Here is a 26,626-nt window from a genome sequence, read left to right as displayed (position 1 = left end):
CATCCGTCCCGAAAAAATTATTTTTGATCACCTGCATGACGCCTCTATACTCCATTCCATCAGAGGCACGTTGTTCCTTATATGGAACATACGAAATGCCCATCCGGCGGTGGATCACGCGTGACGGCCGGCCGTCCCAGCGCATGCCGCCACGGCACGTTTTCATCAGGTTGGAGAGTCAGGAGATCAAATGGTCAAGCATGCGGTAGCAGCAGCAGTCATCGGGATGGGCGCCATGTCGGGCGCGTGGGCGCAGAGCAGCGTGGTGCTGTACGGCAGCCTGGATGCGGGCGTCGCGTACGTGAACAACGTCGGCGGCCATGCGAAGTGGGCGATGATCCAGGGCAACACGCAGCCCGATCGCTGGGGCCTGAAGGGCAAGGAAGACCTCGGCGACGGCCTGTCGGCGATCTTCCAGCTCGAAAACGGCTTCTATACGAACAACGGCCAGTTCGCGACCGCGAACACGATCTGGAACCGCGCGGCGTTCGTCGGCCTCAGTTCGGACCGCTACGGCACGCTGACGCTCGGCCGCCAGACGCCGCTGTCGTTCGACTATCTCGATCCGCTCAGCACGGCCTACCTGGCGCTGAGCTGGTACGCATTCCACCCCGGCAACATCGACGGGCTCGCCGCAACCGGCAACGTGCCGTACAACAATTCGGTGAAGTACCGCTCGCCGACCTACGCGGGCTTCTCGGCCGCGGCGACGCTGGCGCTCGGCAACACGACGAACTTCTCGACCGGCAAGTCGGTCGGCGTCGCGCTGAACTATGCGAACGGGCCGTTCAAGGCGTCGGCCGTCTACTCGAACGAACACGACCGCTCGATCCTGATCGGCCAGACGGGCATCGCTTCGTTCCAGGGGCAGAACACCGCGAACGGCTATATCGCGAACAAGGTGGAGAACATCGGCGCGGGCGCGTCGTACCAGTTCGGCGACTTCCTCGTGCATGGCCTCTACACGCGCACGAAGATGCAGTCGAACGGCCATTCGGATACGTTCCAGAGCTATGACGCGGGCGTGAACTACCGCAGCAGCGCGTTCAACACGATCGCGGGCGGCGCGGCGACCACGACGCTGGCCGGTCGCCGCTGGACGCAGGTCGAGCTCGGCGACATCTATGCGCTGTCGAAGCGCACGCAGCTCTATGCGAACGTGTTGTACGAGCACGGTTCGGGCGGCGCGAAGGCCGCGTTCTTCACGGCCGGCGTATCGAGCACCGCGAACCAGGTGATCGTGCTCACCGGGATCCACCACTCGTTCTGAGCGGTTTCGCGGGTTCGGCGTCCGAAACGACAAGAGCGGCCCGCGGGCCGCTCTTGTCGTTTGCGATGCCGGATGCGTCGCCTGCGTGTCAGAACATCGCGACCTTGTGGCGCGCGTGCGCGAACGTCGGGTCGCTTTCGAGCGGACGGTAGTTCAGGCGCTGCGACAGGTCGACCGCCGCGCCGCACACGGCTTCGACGAGCCGCTCCTTCTCGCCGGCCTCGCCGATCTCCGAGCGCGGCACCGTCGCGGTAATCGCCGCGACGATCGAGCCCGAATGATCGCGCACGGGCGCGGTCACGGCCGAGATGCCGCTTTCGAACGCCGCCTCGCTGACCGCATAACCGAGCCGCGCGTAATGGCGCACGCGTTCGTACAGTTCGTCGACGGTGCCCGGCGTGCGCTCGGTGAACTGCTCGAGCCGCTTTTCCGGATAGAGCTGGCGCAGCGCGTCGCGCGTCAGGTCGCCCATCAACACGTGGCCGTGCACCGTCGCATGCGCGGGCAAACGCGTACCGACGTGCACCTTCACCGAACCGAACATCGACGCATTGCTCTGCGCCTTCGCGACGAACACGACGTCGCGCTGGTCGCGGATCAGCAGGTGCGTCGAGAAGCCGGTGGCATCGCGCAGCCGTTCGAGCACGGTCGCGCCGAGATCGGTCAGTTCGAGCGAGTTCAGGTATTCGAAGCCGAGCCGCAGCACGCCGACGCCGAGCCGGAAATAGCGGTCGCCGTTCACGCGCTCGAGGAAACCGAGCGCCTCGAGCGTCTGCAGCAGGCGGAACGTGGTCGTGCGCGGGATGCCGATGCGCTTCGACAGCTCGGGCGCGCCGAGCACGGGCTCGCGCGCCGAGAATTCGGCGAGGATCCGCAGCCCGCGTTCGAGCCCCGGCACCAGATAGGACGAAGCGCCGCCGGACGATTCGTCGTCGCCGGCAGCGGCAGGATCGGGTGCGTCGCTCATCGTTGTCTTGACCATGTGGACATGGACGGAAGGAAATCAGTCACGAAACAGGTCATGGATCGTCGTGGATATTCAGTCATGCTACTCCAGCGCGCGCGCAGGCTCGCACCCGCGCGCTGCGCCGCGATGCAGCATGCGCATCCGCGACCCCATGCAGAGTCATTCACGGTCGAGAGGATAGCAGCGATGGACAGCGCGACGCCATGCGGAAATGGCCGAACGGCGGGAACACGGCGGCCCGGCCGCTGCTCGCCTCGGGCCGCTGAAGGAAAGCGACCGCCTCTGTATTCGACGCCGCGCCGCCTACAGGCGCGACAGGTGGACCCGGATGTTCGCGCGGTCGTACGTAAAGCCGCCGGCCGCATCCTGCTCGAGCACGCGCGCAAGGTCGACCGCATACATCCAGCCGCTGCCCAGACGGCCGCCGTTCACGGCCCGGATCCGGCTGCCGCCGACCGCGATCGCGGCATGAAAGACATTGCCGCCGCGCGAGAAACCGACCGCGGTTCCCGCCGGAATGCTGGCGCGGCCGTCCCACTCGTTGCCGGTCTCGAAGTTGAACCGCGTCTTCCAGTGCTGGCCGATCGTGTCGAGCAGCGCACCGGGCGCGATCATCGCGTCGCCGCGCAGCAGGTATCGGACATAGGCCGCGGCGTCGTAGCAGACGCCGCCGGACATGTACTCGTTGATATCGGCCATACCGTACATCAGCGCTTGCGCATGTTTCTGCTTTTCGGCGAAGCCGGATTGGGCGACATGGCCGCCTAACGGAGTCAGTTGCATGGGTAGGTCCTTTTGAGGAAAAAGGGCATCGTCGCCCCGCCAACGCAATAAGCTCATATCTTATTACGATATCCGCCGGTATCGGCCGGCCCGTGCGTCACGGCGTGCGCGCCGCCGACGCCGGTGCGGCGGCCGCCGCGCCAGGATTCGGCGCGAGCCGCAGGCGCACGCGCAACGGCTGCAGCATGTCGGGTGGCGGTGGCTCGGCCAGCGAGCCGCCGGCCGTGAGCAGTTGCCGCAGCGTCGCGTCCGCGTCGGGATCGCCCAGCGACGCGAACTCGACGCGCGTGACGGCGCCGTTCGCACCGATCCATGCGCGCACGACGATCGCGGGCGGCGGTGCATCGGCGCTCGCGTTCAACACGCGCGCCTCGAGATAGCGGTGCAGCCGGTCGGCCGCGTCGCCGTCCGCTTCGAGCCACGCCTGGAACTGCTGCCCGGTGAGTTGTCCGTAACGGATCCACGCCTGCGGCACGTCGGCCGTCTGCGCAACGGCCGGCGCGACACCCACGGCCAGCGCGGATGCGACGACGATCGCCCGCAGCCATCCGGATGCGCCCCACTCCTGCATTCGCTTCATCCCGCCTCCCGTTTCGACGAATCGCCCCGCGCGACGTTTCGTGCGCGGCCTTCGCGCTACCCTCGTGCCGCCCGGTTTCGCCCGTTCACCCGATCTCGATCGGCACATACAGCCGCGTGCCGCCGCGCTGGACCAGCAGCGCGACGTTGCCGTGCGCGGCGTCGATCTCGGTCATCAGCGCGCCGATGCTCGCAACCGGTGTGCCATTCACCGACAGCACGATGTCGCCCGGCTGCAACCCCGCACGGGCGGCCTGGCCGCTCGCCTGCTCGACGACGAGCGCCTCGCCGACGCCGAGCCGCCGCCGCTCCTGCTCCGTCGCCGCGCGCAACGCCAGCCCGAACCGCGCGGGCCCTTGCTCGCCACCGGCCGACGCCGTGCCGCTGTCGAATGCGCCGACCGTCGCGACCACGTGCATCGCCCGGCCCGCGCGCCACACGAGCAGGTCGGCCTGCCGCCCGGCACGCATGCCCGCGACCGTGCCGAGCAGGTCCGCCGATTCGGCGACCGGCTTGCCGTCGACCGCGAGCACGACGTCGCCCGCCTGCAGGCCCGCATGCGCGGCCGGGCCGTCCGGCTCGACCATCGTGATCAGCGCGCCGTCCGGGCTCGCGAGGCCGAACGAACGCGCGAGCGCCTGGCTCACTTCCTGCACGGCCACACCGAGCCGGCCGCGCGTGACCTTGCCGGTCCGCAGCAACTGATCCTTCACGTCGAGCGCGATGTCGATCGGGATCGCGAACGCGAGCCCCTGATAACCGCCCGTCTTCGAAAAGATCATCGAGTTGATCGCGATCACGCGGCCGCCGAGGTCGAACAACGGGCCGCCCGAATTGCCGGGGTTGATCGGCACGTCGGTCTGGATGAACGGAATCGCACGCTCGCCGGGCAACGAGCGCGATTTCGCGCTGACGATGCCCTGCGTGACCGTATTCGCGAACCCGTACGGCGACCCGATCGCCATCACCCAGTCGCCGACCTCCGTGCGCGCGGGGTCGCCGGTCTCGACGACCGGCAGGTTGCGCGCGTCGATGCGGATCACCGCGACGTCGGACACGGGATCGCTGCCGATCACGCGCCCCTTGAACTGGCGCTTGTCGGTCAGCTTCACGTCGATGTTGGTCGCGTCGCCGACCACGTGCCGGTTGGTCAGAATCACGCCGTCCGCGCTGACGATGAAGCCGGAGCCGAGACTCACTTCCTCGCGGTTGCCGATCACGCGCCGCGCGAGAAACGGTGCGAGCGGATGATCGGGTGCGATGCCCGGCGGCAACTGGATGCCCATCTGCGTGACTTCGCGCGTGACGCTGATGTTGACGACGGCCGGGCCGACGCGCCGGACCAGCGCGGCGAAGTTCGGCAGCGCGACGGTCGGTGGTGCGGCCCCCGCCTGCGCGGGCCGCTCGGCAGTCTGTGCCGTCGAGCACGCGCAGGCGAACGCGAGCACGCCCGCGATCGCCTGCAACACCACCGTCCGGCCCGTGTGCTTGCCCGCTTTCATGTCGCTGGTCCTCGTCGGTTTGCGCCGGAACGCCGCCGGCCCGTCGAAGCCCGCGCCGCGCGCCCTGCCGCATGCGTCACTTCGGCGGCACCGCGACCGGCGCATCGGGCCGCTGCGGCGTCACCGACCGCCCCCAGTTCGAGCCGAAGCGGTTCCGCTCGGTCGACAGGTTGAACGTGCCGAGACGGTTCGACGGCTGCTTCGACAGCCGCTCCGAATCCGTCTGCGATGCGCCCGCCTGCGGTTCGGCTGTCGGCTTCAGTTGCTGGCTCAGGCAGTCGTACGACAGCGCGCGCTTGCCGTCGACTTCCGCATCGACGCATACCGGTTTCGCAGCCGAACCGGGGCTGGCCGGCGCAGGCATGACCGCACTCGCCGCCGCGCGGCTGCCCTGCGCATGGGCGCCGGCCGCCAGCAGCAGGCAGACGATCGCAGCGAGTCCGTTTCGTCGCATCTTCATCCGCGGCTCCTTCAGTGATGGCTTCTTCGCATTCGCGCCGCCGCACTCACACGCTCGCATGCGACGCCGGTGCGCGCGCCATAACGCGCTCGAACGCCGCGCGATCGGACGCATCGACGGCCGGTTCACGTGCATCGGCGTGCCGCGCCCATGCATCGCGCATGCCGTCGACCGGCTGCCACGCCTGTACCTGCGCACCGGTCGGATACGGCGTGACGAGCGGTTCGCGATAGTCGACACGAAACAGCGGCGGCGCTTCGCTGCCGGCCGCCCACAGATCGCCGACGTCGCGCACGCTCGCGTCGAACCAGAACCGCACCCAGCGCACCGTGGGCGCGCGTGCATCGCCGGCCGGCGCGTCGGCGCCCGACGCATCGGCGCCCGACGCATCCGGCACGCGCAGGAAGCCGGCCAGCACGAGCAGCACAGCCGCGAGATCGTCGTCGCGCAACATCCGGTACGACCAGAGATCCGCGACGTCCACGCATGCGATCACCGCGATGAAGCGGCCGATCGTGAGCGCGGGCCACGCGCGCCGCATCAGCGCGTAATGGCGCGACCACTGCGCAATGAAGCGCTCGCGATGACGCGCCGCGACCTGCGCGTCACGCGAGCCGCGTATCGTCAGTTCGTCCGGCTGATACTGGCGCGTCGTGAGCACGCACTGCGCGGAGCACCGCGCGCTGCGGTGCCGCGCATAACCTCCCGCGCCGGGCAGCGGTTCCAGCGCGCCGAAGCAAAGCGGGCAATGCGTCGGCCATTCGCCGGGCCGGCCCGGCCACGGGTTCGCCTTCGGCATGCGCGGACGGTCGGACGCGGCCGCCGGGCGACGCCGCGCCGGCGTGCGTGCGTCGGGAGCAACGACGCGCGGCGTCGAACGGACAGGTGCCATGAGCGCGCCTACCGGGCCGACGCGAGCGCTTTCTTCAGCGCGTCTTCGTTGATCGGCGCGTTCGCGGCCAGCTTCGCCAGATACGCCTGCGCATTCTGTTGCGTGCGCTGCGCGCGCAGCATCGCGCGCAACTGCTCCTTCACGTCGGCCAGCGGGCGCGGCGCGGCCGCGCGCACGTCGATCAGCTTCACGACGTGAAAGCCGGCCGGCGTCTGGATCGGCGCGGAGACCTGGCCCGGCTTCAGCGCGTCGGCCGCCTGCCGGACGGCCGGCAGCATCGACTGGTCGGACACGAAACCGAGATCGCCGCCGTTCGCGGCGCTCGCCTTGTCCTGCGAGTTCGCCTTCGCGAGCGCCGCGAAATCGCCGCTGCGCGCGCGGTTCGCGAGATCGGCCGCCTGCTTGCGCGCCTTGTCGAGCGTCGCGGCATCCGCGTTCGGCGGCACCGCGATATAGATCTGCGCGACGTGCAGCGCGCGCGGCGCGGTGAACGCGGCACGGTTCCTGTCATACGCGGACTGGATCTCCGCGTCCGACGGATAGTCGGCCGGCGGTGCACTCACCGACGTCAGATAGCTGCGCGCGACGATGTCGCGCTGCGCCTGCTCGACGGCCGCCTGCACCTGCGCCTGCTTGTCCCAGCCCTTCGATTTCGCCTCGGCCAGCACGGCTTTCTGCGCCAGCGTCGAACGCACGACCTGGTCCAGCGCCGCGGGGTCGGCCGCGAGGCGTTCGCGCCCTTCGGCGCTCACCGCCTTCAACAGCCCCGCGATGTCGGCCTGCGTGACTGACGCTTGCCCGGCGTTCGCGATCACGTCGTCCTGTGCATGCGAGACGAGCGGCGCGCTCAGCGCGAGACTGCCCGCCAGCATTGCCAGCGTCTTCATTGTCGTCATCATGATTCGACAGCCCTCTCGATTGCTTTTGAAGCGCGTACACCGTCCGTCGCGCGGTGTCCGCGTCGTTCCGTTCTTCGCCGTCCCGCGCTAGCGCATGCCCGTCAGCGTCATGCGCATCACGATCGGCTGCGTCATCCGGCGCGGCGGTGCCGTGCCGACCGCGCGGCCCACCAGCGCGTCGCGGAGCGCGGCATCGACCGCAGGATCGCCGGCCGACGCACTGTCGACCCGCGTCACGCGCCCGCGCCGGTCGAGCCATGCGCGCACCGGCAGCACGGGCACGTCGTCGCCGGTATCGGCGAGCCGGTCGGCCCAGCGCCCGACGTCGGCGCGCAGCCGGCACACGGCCGCGTCGTCGCCGTCGAGCACCGTCCGCAGCCCGTGCGCGACGCGTTCCGCATACATCACCCACGCAGCGGGGGCGTCGGCGGCGGACGTCGGACTCGCGTCGGGCGGCCGGCCATCCGAAGGCCAGCCATCCGGCAGCAGCGCGCGCAGCGCGGCGGCGATCCAGCGGCCGGCGCTCCGGGTTGCGGCGCTCATGACTGCGCGGCGGCCTCGCGTGCAGCCGTAGCCGTGGGCAGAGCCTCAGCCGGAACCGCCGCCTGTCCGCCCGCCGCCGCACGCGCCGCCGCTTCCTGCTCGGCCATCGCGGGCCGGTTGCGCAGGTGCAGCAGAAATTCCTGGATCAACCGATCCCACAGCTCGATCGTCGAGCGCAGGTAGCGCTCGGACACGCCGCCCGCGACGACGACGTCCATCTCCAGCGCGAGAAACTGGCCGTGGCTCGCGAGACGCGCAAAGCGCTTGGTGCGGTTCCAGTCCGCGACGAGTTCGGCCGGCAACTCACCTTGCACCTGCAGCACGCACGACAGCGTGTAGTCGATATACGGCAGCGCGGCGGCCTGCGCATCGGCGCCCTGCGGCGCGAGCGCCGTGGCCGGGTTGCCGAAGCGCACCGCGAAACCGATGCCCTGGCTCGCGCTCATCAGCTGCACCGTGCCGTTCTGCTCGGCGGCCGTCACGCGGTAGCCCGCGCGGCGCAGCACGTCGGCCAGGCGCTCGGCGCTGATCGCTTCGATCGGCGCATCGTGTGCCGCGCGTTCGTCGCCGGCGTTCGGTTGCTTGTCTTGCATGTCTGTCTTCTCCGTGTTCATCGAATCGATCGGTTCAAGTGCGGCTTCGAGCCGTGCGCTCATTGGGCGCTCACTGCGCGCTCGCCGCCGCGGCCGACGCCGGTGCCGCAGCGGCCGGACGCGCAGCCGGGTCGTACTTGCCCGCATACAGCGCATCGCCGTAGCGTTGCGCGAGATCGTCATACTTCACGCGCGCCGACTGCGCGAACGGCTGCCGCGACGAGAAGAACGTGCCGATCCCGACATGCTCGTACGCGTCGAGAATCTCGTGCCCCACGCGATACAGCTCGGCATTGTGTGCCTGGCAGGTTTTCAGTTGCGTGTCACGCGCGGCGACGTCCTTCTGCAGTTGCGTGTGCTGCGCATCGCGGGCGCGCGACACGGCGAGCAGGTCCTCGTAGGACGACTTGTATTTCGCCAGCGACTTCGCGTCCTGCTCGCGGCCCGCGCGCTCCTGCGCGAGCGCGCGCTTCGCGGCCGCCTCGGCGCCCGAATCGCCGCGCGCCGCCGCAAGCTGCCCCTGCAACGCCTTCAGTTGCGCGAGCGCGTCGTCGCGCTGCTTCTCGGCCGCCGCCTTGTCGCTCTGCAATTGCGCCTGGCTGTCCTGCAACTGGCGCAGCTCCTGCACGGTCGAACGCAACTGGCTGCGCAGCTTGTCCTCGATGCTCTGCGCGTGCGCGCCGCCGGCCGCCAGCAGCAGCGCGGCGGCCGCACCGGCCGCGAGCATCGTGCGATAGGTCGTATTCATTCGCGGCTCCGGTCAGAAGCGAGCATTGAGCTCGATCTGCAGCACGTCGATCGATACCGGCGGCCCGTACACTTCCTTCGAGCTCAGGTAGCGGGCCGACACCCACGTGTCGCGCGCAACCGCGTATGCGGCGCCGAGCACGTAGCCGCGCGCATTGGTGCCGCCGAGATGGAAGTCGGGATCGTTGAACGCGTCGAGCACGGCGTCCGGCTGCAGGTACTTGTACGCGATCGAGAAATTCCACTGCCCCTTCTCGCGCGGCTCCGGCTCGCCGATCGTCGCCTTCGCGAGGAAGCCGTTCGGGCCGCTGCGATAGTCGGCGCGCGTCGCGTTCACCGACGTCGATTCGTAGTTGTTGACCGGCAGCGACGCCGCCGCGAACGCCTTGTTGTCGTTGTACGCGAGGTTGCGCACGTATTCGCCGTCCAGGCGCAGCTTGAAACGGTCGGCCACCACCGTATCCCACTGCGCCTTCAGGTCGAGCAGCCGGTAGTTGTACGCGAGCCCGAAGAGCTGCGGCTGCTGCGTCATCCCCGGCGCGAGGTTCGGGTTCTGCACGATGTTGCGCAGCGCGATCAGCGTATTGCCGCCCTGCATAAAGGCCGGCGCCTCGTTGTCGGTGCTGCAGTTCGTCGCGCCGAGATACAGCGCGCACGGCGACGACAGCGTGCCGCGCATGTTCTGGAAGTCGTAGTACGCGACCGCTCCGCGCAGCCGGTTCTTCGCATCGATCTTCCAGTCCGCGCCGAACTGCGCGCCGAACATCCACTTGGTGTCGCTGCCGGCCTTGTCGGTGCTGTTCGACGGGAAGTTCTCGCTCGTGTACTGGATCGGGAACACGCCAAGCGTGCCGAACAGCGTGACGTCCGGATTCCACGGCAGCGCATGGCGCAGGTTCGCGGCGAGCCCGTCCATCATCAGGTCGTCGGAGAACACCAGGTCCGACTTGAAGAACGGATTGTCGAAGCGGCCGGCCGTCAGGTTCAGCCACGGCGTCGGCCGGTACGCGAAGAACGCCTTGTTCAGCCAGATGTTCTTCTTCGCGAAGCCGCCGCCGGCGGTCGACGTGGTCGACACCGGCCCGTTGTCGTTGCCGCTCGCGAGCTGGATCCCGGCGATCATGTCGTCGGACAGCGTCGCCGTCACGCCGAGCCGCGCGCGGTAGCGCAGCAGGTTGTTGCGGTTCAGCGTGGTGTTTTGCGTCGGCAGCTGCGTCGTGTTGGTGTTCGGGTTGATGTCGAACCCGCCGCCCTGGTTGATCGCCGCGAAGTTCGTCACGTTGTTCGCGTTGCGGCTGCCGTAGAAGTGGTATTCGTCGCGCACGCGCAGGTCGCCGTCGAGCTTGATGCGCGACACCCAGTCGGGGAACGTGTTCGGCTGCGCCCAGTTCTCGGCCTTCGCCTGCGCGATCACTTCCTGCTTCACCTGGTCGCGGATCTGGTCGCGCACGAGCTGCGGCACGTACGGCACCGCGACGTCGCCCGGCTGCGTCGGCGGGCTGACCACGGCGGCACCGGCCACCACCGGCGCGCCGGACCCACGCGCGGCCCTCGCCTGCACGGCCTCCGTGCGCGCCTCGCTGATCAGCTCGTTCGCATTCTGCTGCGAGAGCACGCCGCGCTTGACGAGCAGGTTGATCAGGTTGATCACCACGCTCTCCGTCGGCGCGGCCTTCCCCGACGCCGCCTGCGCCTCGAGCGATTGCCCGTGCGCGGCGGACGCGCACGTCAGCCCGAGCGTCAGCACCGCCGCGCCGACGCGCGACAGGCGCGCGGGCAGCACGCCGTTGCGGGGCACCGCACCCCGTCCGTTCATTTTCCGCTTCATCAAAGGACTCCGAACAATTTCCGTCTCTTTTTCGGCAGCACCCGACCAACGGATGCTGCCCCATGATTCATTCGCGTATCGTGCGCGGCGCGTCATGCCGGCTTGCGCCCCTGCAGCTTCACAAGCACCGGATACGCGGTCGCGGGCGGCGGCACCTCGTCGACCTTGCCGAGCGCTTCGACCGCCGCGATCACGGCTGCGTCGATCTTCGCGTCGCCGGTCGACTGCGCGACCGTCACCTTCGTGATACGCCCGGATGCATCCATCCACAGGTTCAGGCTGCCCGCGAAACGCGCGCCGCCGGCCTCCTGCACGCCCTTGTCCTGTTCGATCGCGCGCTGCAGCACGTACACCATGTATTGCGCGTAGCTCGCATTGCCGAACTTGCCGCCCCCGCCGCTGCCGATCATCCCCGAGCCGTCGCCCGCACCGATGTTGAAGCTGTCGGTGCCGGCCTGCGCGGGCGCATTCATCGTCATCTGCTTCGGCTGGTTGTCCGACGGCTTCGGCGCCTCGGACGGCTTCGGCGCGATCGTCGGCCGGTCGACCGGCGTCTTGACCTCTTCCTTCACCTTCTCGGGCGGCGGCTTCTGTTTCGGCGGCGGCGGGGGCGGCGGCAACGGAATCACCGTCGTCACCTGCGGCGCGCTCACGCGCTTCACGCCCGCGGTATCGCCCGCGAAACGCCAGATCAGCGCGGCCAGCCCCGCGAGCACCAGCGCGATCGCAACCGGCTTCACGAAGCGGCCGGGGCCTTTCTGCGGCGGCCCGCCGTTATAAGTCATTTCCATCGCGCTAGCCGCCCTGCTTCGCCTTGCCGGTCACGAGCCCGACCTGCGACAGGTCGAGGCGGCGCAGCAGGTCAAGCACGTCCATCACTTTCTGGTACTGCACGGCCGCATCGCCCTTCAGCACGATCGGGAATTCCGGGTTGGTCGCCTTCTCGGTGCGCAGCCGGCTCTCGAGTTCGTCCATCGTCACCGGGTACGCATCGAGGAAGACCTGCCCCGAATCGGCGACCGTGATCGCCTTCGTCTTCGGCTTCGCGAGACTTGCAGACGAGCTCGCCTTCGGCAGGTCGACCTTGATGCCCTGCACCGACGCGGTCGTCATGATGATGAAGATGATCAGCAGCACGTACGCGAGGTCGAGCATCGGCGTGATGTTGATGTCGTCGTACGGTTTTTCGTCGTCCTGAACCTGCATGGTGGTCTCCTGCGTGCGTTCAGTGCGGTCAGTCGGCCAGCACCGCGTGATCGGGCGTGCGGTGCGCTTCGGCGAGTCGCGTGACGAATTCGTCGACGAACACCTGCATGTTCGCGGTCACGTTCTTGTTGCGGATCAGCAGGTAGTTGTAGCCGAACAGCGCGGGAATCGCGACGAACAGGCCGGTGACGGTGGCGAGCAGCGCGGCCGCGATACCCGGTGCGATCGCGTTCACGTTGACGTCGCCGGCCGCGGCGATCGCCGCGAACGTGATCATCACGCCGACCACCGTGCCGAGCAGGCCGAGGAAGGGGCCACCGGAGATCGCGATCGTCAGCAGCACCATCGATTTCGACAGCCGCTGGTTCTCGCGCACGAGCGTCGCGTCCATCGACGCGCGGATCGCCTCGATCGATTCGGACGTGATCACCGTGCGGCCGTTGCCGTCCACGCGGCTGTGGATTTCATGCACGCCGGCCTTGTACAGCCGGTACAGCGACGACTGGTACAGCCGGCGGCCGTCGTCGCTCGCTTCGTCGACATGCGCGAGACCGACGAGGTGTCGCCCGGCCACTTCGCGAAAGCGCTGCACGAAATACAAGTTCGCCTTGTCGACGGTGCCGACGTAGCGCGCCTTCGTCCACATCACGATCCACGACACGAATGCCATGCCGAGCAGGATCGCGATCACGACCCATGCGTCGACGGTCACCGACTGCACGATCACGCCGAAGTAGCCGAAGCCGAAACCCGACTGCTTCTCGTCGGCGCCGTACGCGACGAGCTTCGATTCCGAGCCCTGCGCGAGCGCGTCGACGGCGAGCGCGGCCGGCGAGCGCGCGATCTTCGACAAGCGCAGTTCGTCGAGCGCGCCCGCGTAGGCGGCCAGGCCGGCCGGCGCGCCGGTCGCATCCGCACCGATCGTCGCCGCGCCGTTCAGTGCGGGCAGCGTCGCCGCGACCTGCGCGGCCTGCTTGCCGTTCACGTAGACGGTCAGGTTCTTGCCGTCGGCCGTGACCGCGAGATACGTCCACTGGTTCGTTGCAACCGGCGCGGCGGCCGGCGTGCGTACCGGTGCCGGGCTGTTGGATGCGCCGTCGACTTCCGCGAACGGCACGCCGTTGTCGAGACCGATCAGCAGCGCGTTCGCGCCGTCGCGGCGGCTGTACAGCACGGTGTTCGGCGCCTGCGCCGACGGCTTCACCCACGCGCTGAACGTGAAGCCGCCGCCTGCGGCCAGGTTCAGCGACGGGCTCGCCGGCAGCGTCAGCGACCCGCTGCCGTCGAAGCGCGCGCCCTTGCCGACGATGCCGTCCTCGACCGTGCGGAAGGTCGCGTTCTGCGCGTTGTTTCCGTATGCGGTCGCATCCTTCGGCGGCGCGCCCGCCGCGCCGTTGAAGTGGTAGACGAGCGTGTAGTCGGCATCGAACGTCTCGGCCGGCTTGCCGCCGTCCGGTGCCTTCTTGTTGCCGTAGTACATCCAGATCGACTCCGCGGCACCGGCCGGCATCTTCGGAACGTCGACCCAGATCAGCGCGACGCCGAGCACCGGATCGTATTGTTCGACGTGGTAATTCAGCGGCGTCTTGTCGTCGGCGGCGACGAAGCGGATATCGGCGCCGTTGTCGGCCAATCCGTCGAACTGGAAGTTGCCCGAATGCAGACGGATCAGCAGCGGCACGCGGCCGGCCGATTCCGCGAGATTGGCGCCCTTCGCGCTCGCGTCGATCGTGATCGCCTTCCGGTACGACCAGTCGTTCTGCCACCATGCGTTCGCGATGCCGGGCAGCACGCCGAGCATCACCGCCAACAGGAAAAACAAGACTCGCTTCACGATCCACTCCCCGAATGTGCGGGCGCCGCGCTCGTCGCATCGCCCCGGCACGATCAAAAAAAATCGGTCAGAACCCCAGCCGTACGTAGAAATCGAATCGCGGGCTGTACTGCCGCGTATAGACGCCTGCCTTCAACGGCCACCCGGCCTCGAAATCCGCGCTCGCATACTTCATGATCTGCAGCCGTGTGCCGACGCCGACGCTCATCAGGTTGAAACGCGACGTCTGCTCCGGCAGCGGGCTCAGCAGCCACAGGTGCGCGGCGTCGAAGAACGCGTGGAAGCGCCACTCGTTCAGGCGGCTGCCGACCGCGCCGCCGAGCCACTTCGCGAGCGACGGGCTGCGCAGCTCGAGCGACGCGATCACGCCGCTGTCGGCCGTGTTCTCGGCCTGCATGTAGCCGCGCACGCTGTTCATCCCGCCCGCGGCGAACTGCTCGCTCGACACGAGCGGCGAGTTCGAGATCTGCGCGTTCACGTGCGCATTGGCCTGCATGTCGTTCGCGAAACGCTGCGTGTGGTTGACGTCGAACTTGCCGTACACGAAATCGGGCGTCGCGTTGTAGCGCTTGTTGTCCCACGCGCCCCAGTCGCTGCCGAGGCCGCGGATGTTCGTCGTCAGCGACGCGGAGAACGATGTCTGCGAGTTCTTCAGGCTGAGCTGGCCGTTGTACGAGAACGTCACCGGCACATAGGTCAGCGGCGCCGTGGACGTCTGGCCCACCAGGCTCACGTTCTCGTCGTAATGCTTGCGGTCGATCTCGATGCTGACCGAATGCGCATAGGTCTCCGTCGCCGGCAGCGCGTAGATCGCGGTGAAGCCGTAGGTCGTGCCCTTGCCGAGCACATTCGTGCCGCCGACCGACGCGACGTTGCTGTCCGAGTGCACGACCGTCGCGAGGAAACTCCAGCGCGAGTCCTTGATCGGCGCGAGATACGAAAACGCGTAGACACGTGCGTCGTTCGGATGCTGCGGCGCGATCACATAGGTGCCGGAAATCACGTGGCCGAGCTGCCACAGATTCGAGTAGCTGAGGCTCGCGCTCGTGCGCAACGTCGACGTGCCGGGGCTGTTGTCGTTGTTCAGTTCGAGCGTGCCGTGCAGCGGGCTGTGATCGTCGACCTTCAGGTCGACGTCGACCGTCTGCGGCAGCGCGCCCGGCTTGAGCACCGGGATCACCTGCCGGTCCGCCGAACGGTTCAGGTCGGTGAGTTGCTGCTGCGCCTGGTTGAAATCGGGCACCTGGCCTTCGGCCAGCGCGGGCACCGCATCGCGGATGTTCTGCGGCGAGTTGTATTTCGCGCCGTCGACGCGCAGGCGGCCGACCTTCGCCTCGGTCACCTGCAGCAGGATCACGCCGTTCTTCACTTGCTGCTGCGGCAGCTCGACGACGACCGATTGATAACCACGCTCCTGGTACGCCTTCTGCAATGCGTCGCGTGCCGCGTTCACGTCGGCGAGCGTCCGGCCCGGCCCTTCGAACGGATACACGGCCTTCTCGATCTCGATCGTCGGCAGCGTCGTGTTGCCGCGCACCACGAAGGCATTCACGTCGAACGTCTGCGGCGCCGACGGTGCCGCCTTTGCGGCCGGCGCGGCAGCTTCCTGCGCATGAATGCCCGGCGCGAGGCCCAGCCCTCCGACCAGCGCGGCGCCGGCCAGGCATCGGCAGTTCAGCCGCCATCGTTCGCGTGACTTGCGGTCTACTCTCGGCGGCATGCGCCATTCCCCTTTGTTGTTCCGGATCGCAGCGAAGCGCTCGGCACCCGTCGCTCGCTCCGCTATCAAATGCCTGTTTCACTTTGATGACGATTTATTCGTCATCCTTAGCATGATCTGTGCAATGCTTTCCCTGATCTTCGATTCGAACTCAGCCGTAACGCACCTGCACTGGCCGCGTATCCGCCACGCAACCGAACTGCGCGCACGCGAATCGCATCAGCGTATCGACGCACATCGCGAGCGACGCCCGCCCCGTGTCGATCGTGAGATCGGCGTCGACCGGCGGCTCGTACGGCGACGAAACGCCCGTGAACTCCGGCAGCGCGCCGCACCGCGCCTTCGCATACAGCCCTTTGGGATCGCGCGCCTCGCAGCAGGCCAGCGGCGTACTCACATACACTTCGCGAAATGCCGGCCCCACGATCGATCTCGCTTCGTCGCGCATCGCCGCGAGCGGCGAAATGACCGCGACGATCGCGAGCGCGCCCGATTCGCTCGACAGCGCCGCGACTTCGGCGATGCGCCGCACGTTCTCGAAGCGTTCGTGCACCGTAAAGCCGAGATCCCGATTCAGCCCTGCCCGCAGCCGGTCGCCGTCGAGCACCACCGGATGCACGCATCGTTCGCGCAACCGCGCCGCCAGCGCATCGGCCAGCGTCGTCTTGCCCGCGCCCGACAGCCCAGTGAGCCACAGCACCCCGCCCGCCCGCTGCGGCGACGCGCCGCGCACCGCATGCGTCGCGTCTATCGATAAGGACGAAACGACGCCGAAAAACCCGCAACAATCGCTCTTCATCACGCTCGCCCGCCGGTGTTCGCGGGCTCGTCGTCCTCGCGCGGACGCGTCTGCCAGAAGCCGCCCTGCATCGTCACGATCGACGGCGTCTCGGCCCATTGATGCGGGCTCAGGATTTCCGCACGTCGCACGTTCGGGAGCACCTGCACGTCGAAGATCTCGTCGACGCCATTGAAGAACTGAAGGATGCCGAGCACGTCGCCGCTGTTCGCGTCGAGCGCGGCAACCCCCGCGACCAGCACGTCCGATTCGCTTTCGATCGGCAACCCCTGCGGGCCGCGCTTGTCGCGCAGCTTCGACAGTCCGACGAACAGCACGCCACCGTATTCCGCGAGGCCGTGCGTAAAGCCCGGCAGCTTCGCGAGCACGCGCCGCGCGCCCGATTGCGGATCGATCTGCAGCACGTGGCCGCGACCGCCTTCGAGCACGTGCAGACGCCCGCCGATCACGCGCGGCGAATGCGGCATCGACAGCCCCGATGCGACGATCCGGCCGGACGGCACCTCCATCACGATGCCGCCGCCGGCCATCCCGCTTCGCCAGCCGAACGGTTCGTCGCTCATCCCGAGCGCGGTCGCGAACCGCACCTTGCCGTCGGCAAACGCCATGCCGTTCAGGTGACAGCGATCGTCGGGCACCGTCGCCGTCACGAACGGCGGCTGCCAGATCGGCGTGAAGTTGAAATATCCGTCGATCACGCTGATGCACGAATAGCGCGTGTTGACCGCGAGCAGGACGTGCTTGTCGAACGCCATGTCGTGCAGGTCGAGATCGCCGGTGTAGTAGGACATGCGCGGCACGAACATCGCGTCGTAATGATCCGGGCGGCCCGGATAGAGCGGCGCGAGCGTCGACACGTTGGCAAACACCATCAGCTCGTGCATCGTCGCGACCGCGAGCCGGTTGCCCGACACGGCCATGCCCATCGAGCGCGGCAACAGGCACGCGGACAGCGTGGGGACGCCGTTGTCGACGCCGATCACCGCCACGCCGGACGGGCGCCGGCTCACGGCCAGCGAGCACTTGAGCGCGTCGAGCACCTGCAGGAAGCGCCCCGTGTCGCGCAGGTTGATGACCGGCGACAGCGCTTCCGCTGCCCGCGCCGATACGTCGTCCGTTGCCGCGCCGCTATCGTCGGCCGGCCGGGTTTCCTCGAACTGTTCCACTGTCATGCACCTGTCGGCTTCATGCCGCCTGATGAGAAAAATGCGCGTATCCGTGTGCTCCCGCCCGCCGACACGACGCATGTGCATCGGTCGCGAACGGGGCGCGTACGGCGCACCAAGTCGCAGCTCCCACCTACCTAGACGGAACGAAGCACGCATTGCCGCAATGTTTTTTTGCGTGACGTCGACCGATCTGCCGCCACCGGCAAACGGTCGACGCAAGCGGCCCGCGTGTGCCATGCCGTGCGACCGACAAGGCGCGGACTGCAATGCGTGCGCAGCCAGCCCCTCGCGCGATGCTCGCGAGACGCGGCGCATGACCTTGCGTGGCCCCCGTTTCGTGTGCGTGTCGTCGCCCGGCCGGTATCCGGCTCTTCAGCAGCCCGCACTTGCTCACGGACCGCCGGCAAACGTGTCGCCGTCTTGCTGGCCGACGTGCAAAAACGCGACGCGCCAGCGTGCGGCCGGCACCATCCTCCGGTTTCAACCGGGAAGTTTTTGTGACATTCCGCTGAAGATATTCACGAAACGCACGCAAAGCCCGGCCGGGGACCGCGCCGATACCGTTTACGCACCGCGGACTCGCGATGCGCCGCGCGACGAACCGCCGGCCCGCACGAAATCCTGCGGCTTGCGGCCGCCCGCTTCGTCCTAGCTATTGAGAACGGACAACCTCAACGACAGGACCATCCATGTCATTCGCCACGATGCTCGTACGGTGGCTCGCCGGGCGATTGTCCGGCGCCGTCGGAACGCCGGGCCGGCTGCTTCCGCCTGCCGCTCATGGGGCGCCGAATCCGCCGCTGCGCTGGCGCACGCCCTGGCTCGCGTGGCAACTGCTGTCGTGGACCGTGCTCACGCTGCTCGCGCCGCCGATCTGGACGATCGGCACGCTGCTGCTGATCAATCCATCGAGCGACCAGCCCTTGTTCTGGGCGCTCGCGATGGCAATCGTCCCCGTCGCGAACGGGGTCGCGATCGTCGCGACGAACCAGCGGCATCACCGCACGCCGTTCGCGCGACGCCCGGCCGTTGCGCTGCACATGTTCGGCATCGCGATGACCGTCGGCTGCACGCTGTTCGTGCTGCTGCTGTGGCGTTCGCACGCGATCGCCAGCCTTGTCGGCCCGCTTGCGGCCGACGGCATGCGCCCCGCGACGCTCGCGTGCTGGGTGGCGGGGCTCGCCGCGCTGTTCGGCGTCACGTCATCCGCGCATGCGAGCATCGCGCATGCGTGGCTGGCGTTCGAGGTCTGAGCGCGCCGCGCCGACACTGCCGGGGGCACGCGGATGCATCGATATGGGACAGGAAGGGCCGCGCACGCACGCCGCGAACGCGGCATCGCGATCGTGACGGTGCTGCTCGTCGTCGCGCTGGCGGCCACGCTCGCCGCCAGCGTGCTGTGGCGCCAGCAGGTCGCGACGCGCGACGTCGAGAACCAGCGGCTCGCGACGCAGACGATGTGGGTGGAGCGCGCCGCGGTCGAGTGGGCGCGTGCGACGCTGCGCGCGCAAAGCGCGACGTCGAACGTCACGTTCGTCGGCCAGCCGTGGTCGTTGCCGGTCGCCGACGTGCAGCTCTCGGACCTGCTGCCGCCCGACGCGCTGACGGTCAACGCCGAGCTGTCGCGCGCGTGGATCTCGGGCAGCGTCGAGGATGCGCAGGCGCGCTTCAACCTGATGAACCTCGTGTCGCGCGTCGCGCCCGGCAAGCCGTGGCAGTCCAACGGCGAAGGCGTGCTGGCGTACCGGCGGCTGCTCGGCCAGCTGTCGCTCGAACCCGCGCTCGCGCAGCAGACGGCCGACCACATGCTGCGCTCGCTGCGCGACGCGAACGGCCCCGGCGGCTGGCCGCTGCAGCTCGTGTCGGTCGACGATCTCGCGCGCATCCCCGGCTACGACGCGCATGCGATCGAAACGCTCGCGCCGTTCGTGACGATCCTGCCCGACCTGACCGTCGTCAACGCGAACACCGCGGCCGAGCCCGTGCTCGTCGCCGCGATTCCTACGCTGTCGGCCAGCCAGGCGAAGCGGCTCGTCGATCGGCGCGCCACCGCGTATTTCGTCAGCACCGGTGACATCGCCGAATACCTGCTGCCCGCGCAGGGCGGCAACCCGACGCTGCCGGACGGCTCGGCCGTCGGCGTGACCAGCGGCTATTTCATCGTGCACTGCCGCGTGCATTCGGCGCGTATCAACGCGCGCGTCGACACGCTGATCGCGCGCTACGGCAGCGGCAATTTCGCGTGGACGTCGGTCGTCTGGGTGCGTCGGCTCGCCAGTTGAAGCCGGGAGCGGTGTACGCCGGTGTGGCGGGCCGGCAACGTGCGGTCATCGGCCCGCATTCCGCATCAACGCCCGCCAGGCCAGCTAGTTCAACGACGATTCGCTCAACGCGACCGGGCGCACGCCCTGCGACGCCGCCGCATCGAACGACAGCCGCGTGAGGCTCGTCTCGCGCACTTCGCCGAGCAGCCGGTTCCAGTCGTCGATCGACACCAGCAGCGCGATCGGCCGGTTGTACTTGGTGACCATCACGAGCGCCTCGCCCGCGTGCCGCAGCGCCTTCGACGGATTGCTGCTGAAGTCGCGCGTCGCCATCGCGATCGTGCGCAGGCTGAACACGTTCGCGGCCGGATCGTCGCCGTCGTCGTGCATCAGGCGCTCGAGCGTCGCCGCGCGCAGCAGCGCCTGCGACTTCGCGGACAGCCGGTTGTCGCGACGCCGGCGCCGTTCGCTGCGCGGATCGACGTGCACGGCGAGCATGCGCACGATCTGGCCGAGCGCCGTCGCGGGCAACTGGTCGTAACGCTCCCACCACTCGGGCGGCAGCGCGATCATCATCCCCGCATAGGTGGCCGTCACGCCGTCGGCGATCAGCGACGGCAGACGCTTGACGTCGCGCGAGTCGAGCACGAGCGCAGCGCCGACGACGCGCGTCATCACGCTGAACGCGTTGTACGCGAACGCCGCGATCCCGCTCGCCAGCAGCGCCGCGCGCGCAGGCACGCCGCCGAACGGCGCGCCGCCCGTCACGGGCTCGAGCGACAGCGGCAATGCATCGCGCCAGCGCCGGCACGACAGTTGGACGACCTGCGGCGCGTCGAATCGCTCGGCCGGCAGATCGGTCAGCAGCGTGACGATTGCGCCGGTTTCGCCGTGCGCCGCGGCGCGGCGCCATTCGATCCGCCGAAACGCGCCCGACACCCCGCCGTCGCCGGCCATGCCGACGGACTGCTCGTACACGCGACCGTCGCCGAGCCCGCCGGCGTCCTGCCAGTCGCCCAGCGGCCGGCACGCGGCCGGGCGGCCGTATTCGCGCACGACGAACGCGCCGCCGCGGCGCGGCCAGCCGGACAGGATCGCGTCGGTATCGAAGCGCCCGTCGACGATCCACAGCTCGCCCGGCCTGACCGTTTCGAGCAGCGCGCCGACGAATGCGCGCTCATGCGAGCGGCCGCGCTCGTATGGCAGCAGGTCGACGATCATCCCGAGATCCGGATCGTAGACCGGCAGCACGCGCGGTCCGCCCGCGGCGGCATCGCGCGCCGGGTCGTCGCACGCGCGTCCGCAGCCGCAACCGTCGGCCCGTGGTGCGCATGCATCGCCGGCACCGTCCAGCACGCGCAACCGCATCCCGTCGACTGCACGCGTGCCGTCGACGGTGCGCACCGACGCGACCGGCAGCAGGAGGTCGACGCTGTCCCTCGCCAGCGCGCGCCCCCAGCCGGAGCGCCACCGGCTCATGCGGTCGTGCAGCGCCGTCACTGCAGCGCCCAACCCCGGCGCAGCCGCGCCGGCCGCATCCGGCATCCGCTGCCACGCGGCGATCGCCGCGATCGCGTCGACGGCCAGCGTAAACAGCGCCTCGCGGGTCGACTCGTCGTCGGGTTCGTCGCCGGCGTCTGCCGCGGCGCCGATCCAGTCGTCGTGCAGCGCGCACTGCAGCACGAGCCGCGTCATGATCGTCATCGGGCTCTGCTCGACAAAGCGTTCCACGATCGTGCGCATCATCGGGTTACCCCACACTGTCTGGTTGATTGCGCGGGCCGCCGCAGCGGCGTGCGCACGCGTACGTCGCGATGCGATCGCACTTGACGGAGCGCTTTCGGCGCCGCAGCATCGTGGGCGACCGGATCCGCGCGACGCCGCGCCGTCGCGGCGGTCCGCCCGCAATCGATGCACGAGGCACCGGCATGTACGTAGATCCACGCGTGGCGCACGGCCGCGCCCGGTTCGACCTGAGCGGCTCGCCGCGGCTCGTCGCCGACGAGCGCCGCTGGGAGATCAGCGACGTCGTCACGCGCGGCATCGACGATTTCACGGGCGTGCGCAACCGCCGCAACCTGATGCGGCTGCTCGAACGCCAGATCGCGCCGAAGCTCGCGCGCCTCGGGCTCGAGCCGTACGTCGGCGCGCTCGGTCACGCCGAAGGATTGTTCGTCAATTTCTCGACGATGAGCGCCGAGCACGGCCTGCGCGAATTCCAGCTTCAGTTGACGGTGCCCGACCTCGTGCTGCGCAGCTTCGCGTCGAACGCGATCCGGCCGCATGCGGTCGCGCGCTGCATGCAGCGCAACGGCGTGATGTCGCTCGCCGAAATCGAGCATGAAACGCGCATTGCGTTCGTCGCGGCGCGCGTGATGCGCTCGCTCGCACTCGCGGAAGGCTGGCAGCAGATCGGCGTGCCGACGCCGCACGGGTTGTTCGTCGGCACGCTGACCGACGCGCACGACGTCGCGATGAACACCTATTTCCGGCCCGGCGACAACGACCGGCCGTCGCGCTGGAGCGGCTTCTCTGCCCTCTTCTCGACGATGCCGGACTGGCGCCCGGAACAGGTCCGGCACGGCGGCGAGCTGCTGCAATGGATGGTCAACCATATCGTGGCCTTGCAAGAATCCGCACCGTTCGTCGAACGCCTTCCGTTTCTGCGCGAGCCGCTGCGCGACACCGGCGATCCGCTCGACGCCGCGTGGAGCGGCGCACGTGCGGGCATGCAGCGCGGGTCGCCATCCTGAATCCCGATTCGTGAATCGGGGCTTCCATGGTTCGGCCTGCACGGCCTCGCCGCACGCCGCCCCGCTGCACGAACGGTGATCCGGGGGCCGATCCGGCCCCCGGTCCCGCTCTACGGCCCCTCTACAGCCCCTCTTCACGGCCCCCTCGCTCTCTCATATACAAGGTCGAAGCGAGCCCGCCTAACCCGCAGACTTTCTTCCTGCGCCCGCTCGCCGAATCAATGCGTGCGCGTCGACCCGCCCGGCTCACCCGGCTCCTGGCGACCGACCGTTTCCAGCACGGCCCACATCCAGATCAGCTCGCGGACCGTGCGCGCATGCTCGTCGCTCTGCGTGCGCCAGCGCCCGAAAGCGTCGAGTTCGTGTTCCGTCGTGTCGCCGGCACGCAGCCACAGCAGCCAGCGCACCGCGCCCTCGCGGATCGCGTCGGCGCGCGTGTTCGCGTCGCCGGAATCCGCATCCCGTTGCGATTCGTTCATGATCACGCCACCGCCCGAAGCTCCCTCGACACACATCCCCCACACCGCACATCGCTGCGCGGCCGGGGCGCTTGCCACCCACGCCTCGGGTCCGACGACGCCCCGCCGGGCCGCCACGAAAGACAGCCCGGCGTTTGCCGGCCCTCATTGATCAGGTCGTATCGGACGGCCGTAACCCGCAGCATGCGGACAGCCGGAAAGGAGGCGAATGAATCGCCCTCAGAAGGAAGACAGGGAAGTAAAGCGCGGGAAGCCGCTCAGCTCAGCAGCACGATGTTGCCGGGCAGGCGCGTGATGTGCGCGCCGTACAGGCGGCCGACCATGTCGATCACGTCGTCGAGCCGCGTGATCGGGAACTGCGCCTGCATCCGGTTCGCGCCGAGCGACGCGCTGCGCAGGATCACCTTGCCGCGCCGGTAGCGGTTGATCTCGTCGACGACATCCGCAAGCGACACGCCGTTGAACACCAGCATGCCACGCCGCCATGCGCTGACCGCGCCCGGATCGATCCGCGACACGGGCTGCACGCCGCGATCGTCGTAGACGACCTGATCGTCGGCCTTCAGCGTCCGTGCGCCGCGCGGATGCTCGAGCGCGACCGTGCCCGACAGGCAGGTCACGCAGACCTGCGCGCCCGTGCGCCGCACGTTGAAGCGCGCGACGCTCGCCTGCATGCGGCCGCCGCCCGCAACCACGGTGACGGGCTGGATCGGCGTCGCGCGGCCGGCCGGCGGCACGGCCGCGTCGATCTCGGCTTCGCCCGCGACGACTTCGACGCCGTGCGCGGCATCGCTCGCCGGCAGCACGTCGACACGCGTCTGCGTATTCAGCTCGACCGTCACGCGCGACGACAGCGCGATGCTGCGCTGCTCGCCGGTGCCCGTGTGGTAATCGGCCGCGAGATCGCCGAGCGAGGGCCACAACTCCATCGGCGGGCGCAACGCGAGCCACGACGCACCGGCCGCGACCGCGAAGCCGATGAACGCGCGCCGCCCGGTGCGCATCGTGCGCTCGCGCTTTGCAACGTTCGCCCACGCAGCGGCCGCGCGCTCCTCGTGCGCGAGCTCGGTCGCAGCCGTGCGCAACGAGCTCCAGGTGTCGCGCAGCAGATCGGCGGCCTGCGGACGATCGGCGCACCAGCGCTCGAACGCGTCGGCTTCGGCCTGGCTCGCGTCCCCCGAGCGCAGACGCAGCAGCCACGCACTCGCTTCGTCGAGTTCGTCGTGGGCAGGTTCGGCCTGGGCTTTCGTCATCGTCCGGATGCTCAAAATTTGCGCGGGCCGCCTCGCGAACCCGTGTACGAATCACCGTCTTCCTGCATGCGCTGCAGGCAGTACTTCATCGCCGCGCTCAGCTCGCTTTCGACCAGCCGCAGCGAAATACCGAAATGCTCGGCGATCTCGCGGTTCAGCAGGCCGTCCACGCGGGCGGCCAGCAGGATCGCGCGGCGCCGCGGCGGCAGCCCGCGCAGCACGTCCTTCAGTGTATCGACCTTGCGGCGCGCCGCGACGATGCGCTCGGGATCGGCCAGTTCGTCGGGCATCTCGAGCAGCGTCTCGACATCGTCGTCGTGCAGATGCCGCCGTTCGCGACGATGCTGGTCGATCGCGACATTGTTCGCCATCCCGAGGATATAGGCGTCCGCATTCGTCACCTGCGTGGAGACGTTCGCGTTTTCGAGGCGCAGCCAGGTTTCGTGCAGTGCGTCGGCGGCGCCGTCCTTCGAACCGGTCACGCGCTCGAGGCGCCTGACCAGGTACGCGTAGCGCGTCGCCAGCAGATTCCGGAGCCCGGTGCGATTGCTGTCGGACATGGCGGCCTAGCCCCGAACGGCCGGCTGCGGCGCCGGACAGCGGAAATGCACGCCATTGCCAGCCGGCCGCAACAGGATCGTGACCGGCTGCGGCAAGTCCGCCGGCGGCGCGTCGTCCAGCTTCAGCGCGCGCAGCGCGCGCATCACCGCCGCGTCGCGGGCGGCCGAACCGCTCGATGCCACCATGTTGACCGCCACCACCGCCCCCCTGTTGTCGATGCGCACCTGCGCGACGAGTCGATAGCTGCCCGGCACGGCCGCCGGCTGCGCGCACAGCGCATCGATCAGATGCGCCTGCAGCGAGCCCGCGAACGCGCGCCGCTCGCCGGAATCGCCGATCCCGTCGATCGGCAAGGCCGCATCCGCCGGCGTGTCGGCCGTCGCGGGCGCCGTCTCGGCGGCCGGCTGCGCGACGATGATCGCTTCGTCCGGACGCGAGAATTCCGCACGCAACCCCGTTCCGGCCAGCATCCGCTCGAGCGCGTCGCGCGGCGCGAATTCGCCCTGGACCGGCGCACTCGTGCGCCCGTCGAGCAGCGGCGCCGGCGCCAGCACGATCAGCTCGGTCATTCGCGCGAAGTCCTGCAACGTCTTCGCGAGCGGCTGCGCGGGCAGATCGAAATGCACCGCGCTGCCCGGCTGGCGGCCGATGGAACCGGTCTCCTGTGCCTGTACGCCGCGCATGCACAGCACGACGAACGCGAGCCACGCGACGAACGCCAGGACACCGGTCGGCGCCCGTGAACGAGTCATGAATCCCTGGACGGAAGTGGAGTTGCACGTTGCCGGCGAAACGCGCTCCCCCGTGAGCGGCTCCGTCGCAAGCGAACGACAGATTGTGAGCGGGCACTATGACAGTCAGGTGAACCGTGCAGCCGCGCGAATCAATACGGCGCACCACTTTCGAGCGTCACGTGCTTATGGGGCTTCGCATGCGGTTCATGGCCGGCGCACGACGAAGTTGCCGATGCCCGTGCCGACCACCGCCATCCGCACATCGCCGGACCACAGCGTGATCGTGACCGGCACGTCGATGCTTTCGCTGCCGAGCACGATCCGCGACGGCGCTTCGCCGCCACCCGTGTAACGCACCGACACGCCCGTCACCGCGTTGCCCCAGCGGCGCGCGCGATACAGGTCGTCGGTCATCGGCGCCCATGCGCCGTTTGCCGTGCGCTGCACGAACCGGTAGCCGCCGCCGACCGGCTGCCACGCGATCGGCATCGACCGTACCTGCGCTTCGTCGCCGGCCGATTCCAGCAGGTTCGCGAGGCGCTGTGCTTCCTCGGCCAGATCCGTGCGGCGATTGCGCGACGGCGCGAGCGTCACGACCGCGACCAGCAACCCGACGATCAGGAGCACGACGAGCATCTCCAGCAGCGTGAAGCCGCGTTGCGCGCGGGGGCGTGCACGTTCCTGCGTCGGCCCTGCGTGCGACGTTCGCGCTGCGTCGTGCCCCGTCATCATGCATTCACCCTTTCATCAAAGAATGGAAATCGTCTTTCGTCCATCGCACCGACCTGTCG

27 protein-coding genes are annotated in these 26,626 nt (G+C 68.9%); 4 read left to right on the top strand and 23 right to left on the bottom strand.

The features are described from left to right. Positions 1-190 precede the first annotated feature (190 nt). On the top strand, positions 191-1,270 hold the full coding sequence (locus tag ABD05_RS26375) for a porin (RefSeq protein ID WP_047902927.1): 1,080 nt from the start codon (positions 191-193) through the stop codon (positions 1,268-1,270). An 88-nt stretch (positions 1,271-1,358) separates the two neighbouring features. Here the strand turns inward: ABD05_RS26375 and ABD05_RS26370 are convergent, their stop codons facing one another. The 17 genes from ABD05_RS26370 to ABD05_RS26290 all read right to left on the bottom strand — a co-directional run bounded on the left by ABD05_RS26370 (position 1,359) and on the right by ABD05_RS26290 (position 17,794). Next, a complete protein-coding gene (locus ABD05_RS26370; RefSeq protein ID WP_047902926.1) occupies positions 1,359-2,252 on the bottom strand; it encodes an IclR family transcriptional regulator in 894 nt (297 codons plus the stop codon). Positions 2,253-2,540: 288 nt separating this feature from the next. After that, positions 2,541-3,020, bottom strand: a complete 480-nt coding sequence (gene tecA, locus ABD05_RS26365) for a type 6 secretion system effector deamidase TecA (RefSeq protein ID WP_047902925.1) — start codon at positions 3,018-3,020, stop codon at positions 2,541-2,543. Between the two features lie 97 nt (positions 3,021-3,117). Next, positions 3,118-3,600: a hypothetical protein gene (locus tag ABD05_RS26360; protein WP_047902924.1), complete on the bottom strand. Its 483-nt coding sequence runs from the start codon at positions 3,598-3,600 to the stop codon at positions 3,118-3,120. 85 nt (positions 3,601-3,685) lie between these two features. Beyond that, entirely contained in the window at positions 3,686-5,101 is a 1,416-nt protein-coding gene (locus tag ABD05_RS26355; protein WP_047902923.1) for a Do family serine endopeptidase, read from the bottom strand. Between the two features lie 76 nt (positions 5,102-5,177). Then, positions 5,178-5,561 carry a hypothetical protein gene (locus ABD05_RS26350; RefSeq protein ID WP_047902922.1) on the bottom strand — a complete coding sequence of 128 codons (384 nt, stop codon included), beginning with the start codon at positions 5,559-5,561 and terminating at the stop codon, positions 5,178-5,180. A gap of 46 nt (positions 5,562-5,607) precedes the next feature. Beyond that, positions 5,608-6,453: a hypothetical protein gene (locus ABD05_RS26345; protein WP_047902921.1), complete on the bottom strand. Its 846-nt coding sequence runs from the start codon at positions 6,451-6,453 to the stop codon at positions 5,608-5,610. 8 nt (positions 6,454-6,461) lie between these two features. After that, complete coding sequence (locus tag ABD05_RS26340; protein WP_047902920.1) at positions 6,462-7,352, bottom strand: peptidylprolyl isomerase; 891 nt, start codon at positions 7,350-7,352, stop codon at positions 6,462-6,464. 87 nt (positions 7,353-7,439) lie between these two features. Beyond that, positions 7,440-7,895, bottom strand: coding sequence for a hypothetical protein (locus tag ABD05_RS26335; RefSeq protein ID WP_047902919.1), 456 nt, complete (start codon positions 7,893-7,895; stop codon positions 7,440-7,442). Then, complete coding sequence (locus ABD05_RS26330; RefSeq protein WP_047903823.1) at positions 7,892-8,488, bottom strand: YbjN domain-containing protein; 597 nt, start codon at positions 8,486-8,488, stop codon at positions 7,892-7,894. Before ABD05_RS26330 ends, ABD05_RS26335 begins: the two co-directional genes overlap by 4 nt. 70 nt (positions 8,489-8,558) lie before the next feature. Continuing rightward, a complete protein-coding gene (locus ABD05_RS26325; RefSeq protein WP_047902918.1) occupies positions 8,559-9,236 on the bottom strand; it encodes a hypothetical protein in 678 nt (225 codons plus the stop codon). Between the two features lie 12 nt (positions 9,237-9,248). Next, positions 9,249-11,063 carry a putative porin gene (locus ABD05_RS26320; RefSeq protein WP_047902917.1) on the bottom strand — a complete coding sequence of 605 codons (1,815 nt, stop codon included), beginning with the start codon at positions 11,061-11,063 and terminating at the stop codon, positions 9,249-9,251. A 92-nt stretch (positions 11,064-11,155) separates the two neighbouring features. Next, entirely contained in the window at positions 11,156-11,854 is a 699-nt protein-coding gene (locus ABD05_RS26315) for an energy transducer TonB family protein (protein ID WP_053059977.1), read from the bottom strand. A 4-nt stretch (positions 11,855-11,858) separates the two neighbouring features. Continuing rightward, entirely contained in the window at positions 11,859-12,269 is a 411-nt protein-coding gene (locus ABD05_RS26310) for an ExbD/TolR family protein (protein ID WP_047902916.1), read from the bottom strand. A gap of 28 nt (positions 12,270-12,297) precedes the next feature. Then, positions 12,298-14,103 carry a DUF2341 domain-containing protein gene (locus tag ABD05_RS26305; RefSeq protein ID WP_047903821.1) on the bottom strand — a complete coding sequence of 602 codons (1,806 nt, stop codon included), beginning with the start codon at positions 14,101-14,103 and terminating at the stop codon, positions 12,298-12,300. 67 nt (positions 14,104-14,170) lie between these two features. Continuing rightward, complete coding sequence (locus ABD05_RS26300; RefSeq protein ID WP_238594127.1) at positions 14,171-15,823, bottom strand: ShlB/FhaC/HecB family hemolysin secretion/activation protein; 1,653 nt, start codon at positions 15,821-15,823, stop codon at positions 14,171-14,173. Positions 15,824-15,974: 151 nt separating this feature from the next. Continuing rightward, a complete protein-coding gene (gene cysC / locus ABD05_RS26295; RefSeq protein ID WP_053059976.1) occupies positions 15,975-16,625 on the bottom strand; it encodes an adenylyl-sulfate kinase in 651 nt (216 codons plus the stop codon). Continuing rightward, a complete protein-coding gene (locus ABD05_RS26290; RefSeq protein WP_053059975.1) occupies positions 16,622-17,794 on the bottom strand; it encodes a TIGR03032 family protein in 1,173 nt (390 codons plus the stop codon). Before ABD05_RS26290 ends, cysC begins: the two co-directional genes overlap by 4 nt. A 686-nt stretch (positions 17,795-18,480) precedes the next feature. Between ABD05_RS26290 and ABD05_RS26285 the strand changes: the two genes are divergently transcribed. Beyond that, on the top strand, positions 18,481-19,044 hold the full coding sequence (locus tag ABD05_RS26285) for a hypothetical protein (protein WP_047902914.1): 564 nt from the start codon (positions 18,481-18,483) through the stop codon (positions 19,042-19,044). A gap of 33 nt (positions 19,045-19,077) precedes the next feature. After that, positions 19,078-20,073 (top strand): type II secretion system minor pseudopilin GspK, encoded by a 996-nt coding sequence (gspK, locus tag ABD05_RS26280; protein ID WP_047902913.1) that lies wholly within the window; start codon positions 19,078-19,080, stop codon positions 20,071-20,073. 84 nt (positions 20,074-20,157) lie between these two features. Here gspK and ABD05_RS26275 read toward each other — a convergent pair whose 3' ends face one another. After that, a complete protein-coding gene (locus ABD05_RS26275; RefSeq protein ID WP_047902912.1) occupies positions 20,158-21,801 on the bottom strand; it encodes a transposase in 1,644 nt (547 codons plus the stop codon). Between the two features lie 182 nt (positions 21,802-21,983). Between ABD05_RS26275 and ABD05_RS26270 the strand changes: the two genes are divergently transcribed. Beyond that, a complete protein-coding gene (locus ABD05_RS26270; RefSeq protein WP_047903818.1) occupies positions 21,984-22,808 on the top strand; it encodes a hypothetical protein in 825 nt (274 codons plus the stop codon). Between the two features lie 218 nt (positions 22,809-23,026). On the opposite strand, the gene ABD05_RS26265 is transcribed toward ABD05_RS26270, so the two are convergent. From ABD05_RS26265 to ABD05_RS26245, 5 genes are all read right to left on the bottom strand, one after another. Continuing rightward, the gene (locus ABD05_RS26265; protein ID WP_231944142.1) at positions 23,027-23,287 is read right to left on the bottom strand and encodes a FecR/PupR family sigma factor regulator; all 261 of its coding nucleotides are present in this window, start codon (positions 23,285-23,287) and stop codon (positions 23,027-23,029) included. A gap of 257 nt (positions 23,288-23,544) precedes the next feature. Beyond that, a complete protein-coding gene (locus tag ABD05_RS26260; protein ID WP_047902910.1) occupies positions 23,545-24,540 on the bottom strand; it encodes a FecR family protein in 996 nt (331 codons plus the stop codon). A gap of 11 nt (positions 24,541-24,551) precedes the next feature. After that, entirely contained in the window at positions 24,552-25,100 is a 549-nt protein-coding gene (locus tag ABD05_RS26255; protein ID WP_047902909.1) for an RNA polymerase sigma factor, read from the bottom strand. A gap of 6 nt (positions 25,101-25,106) precedes the next feature. Continuing rightward, a complete protein-coding gene (locus ABD05_RS26250; RefSeq protein ID WP_047902908.1) occupies positions 25,107-25,853 on the bottom strand; it encodes a secretin and TonB N-terminal domain-containing protein in 747 nt (248 codons plus the stop codon). Positions 25,854-26,039: 186 nt separating this feature from the next. Beyond that, the gene (locus tag ABD05_RS26245; protein ID WP_082146227.1) at positions 26,040-26,567 is read right to left on the bottom strand and encodes a GspH/FimT family pseudopilin; all 528 of its coding nucleotides are present in this window, start codon (positions 26,565-26,567) and stop codon (positions 26,040-26,042) included. Positions 26,568-26,626: the final 59 nt, after the last annotated feature.

It is taken from the genome of Burkholderia pyrrocinia (assembly GCF_001028665.1).
GTDB lineage: Bacteria > Pseudomonadota > Gammaproteobacteria > Burkholderiales > Burkholderiaceae > Burkholderia > Burkholderia pyrrocinia.
This window is presented reverse-complemented; position numbering and strand designations above follow the sequence as displayed.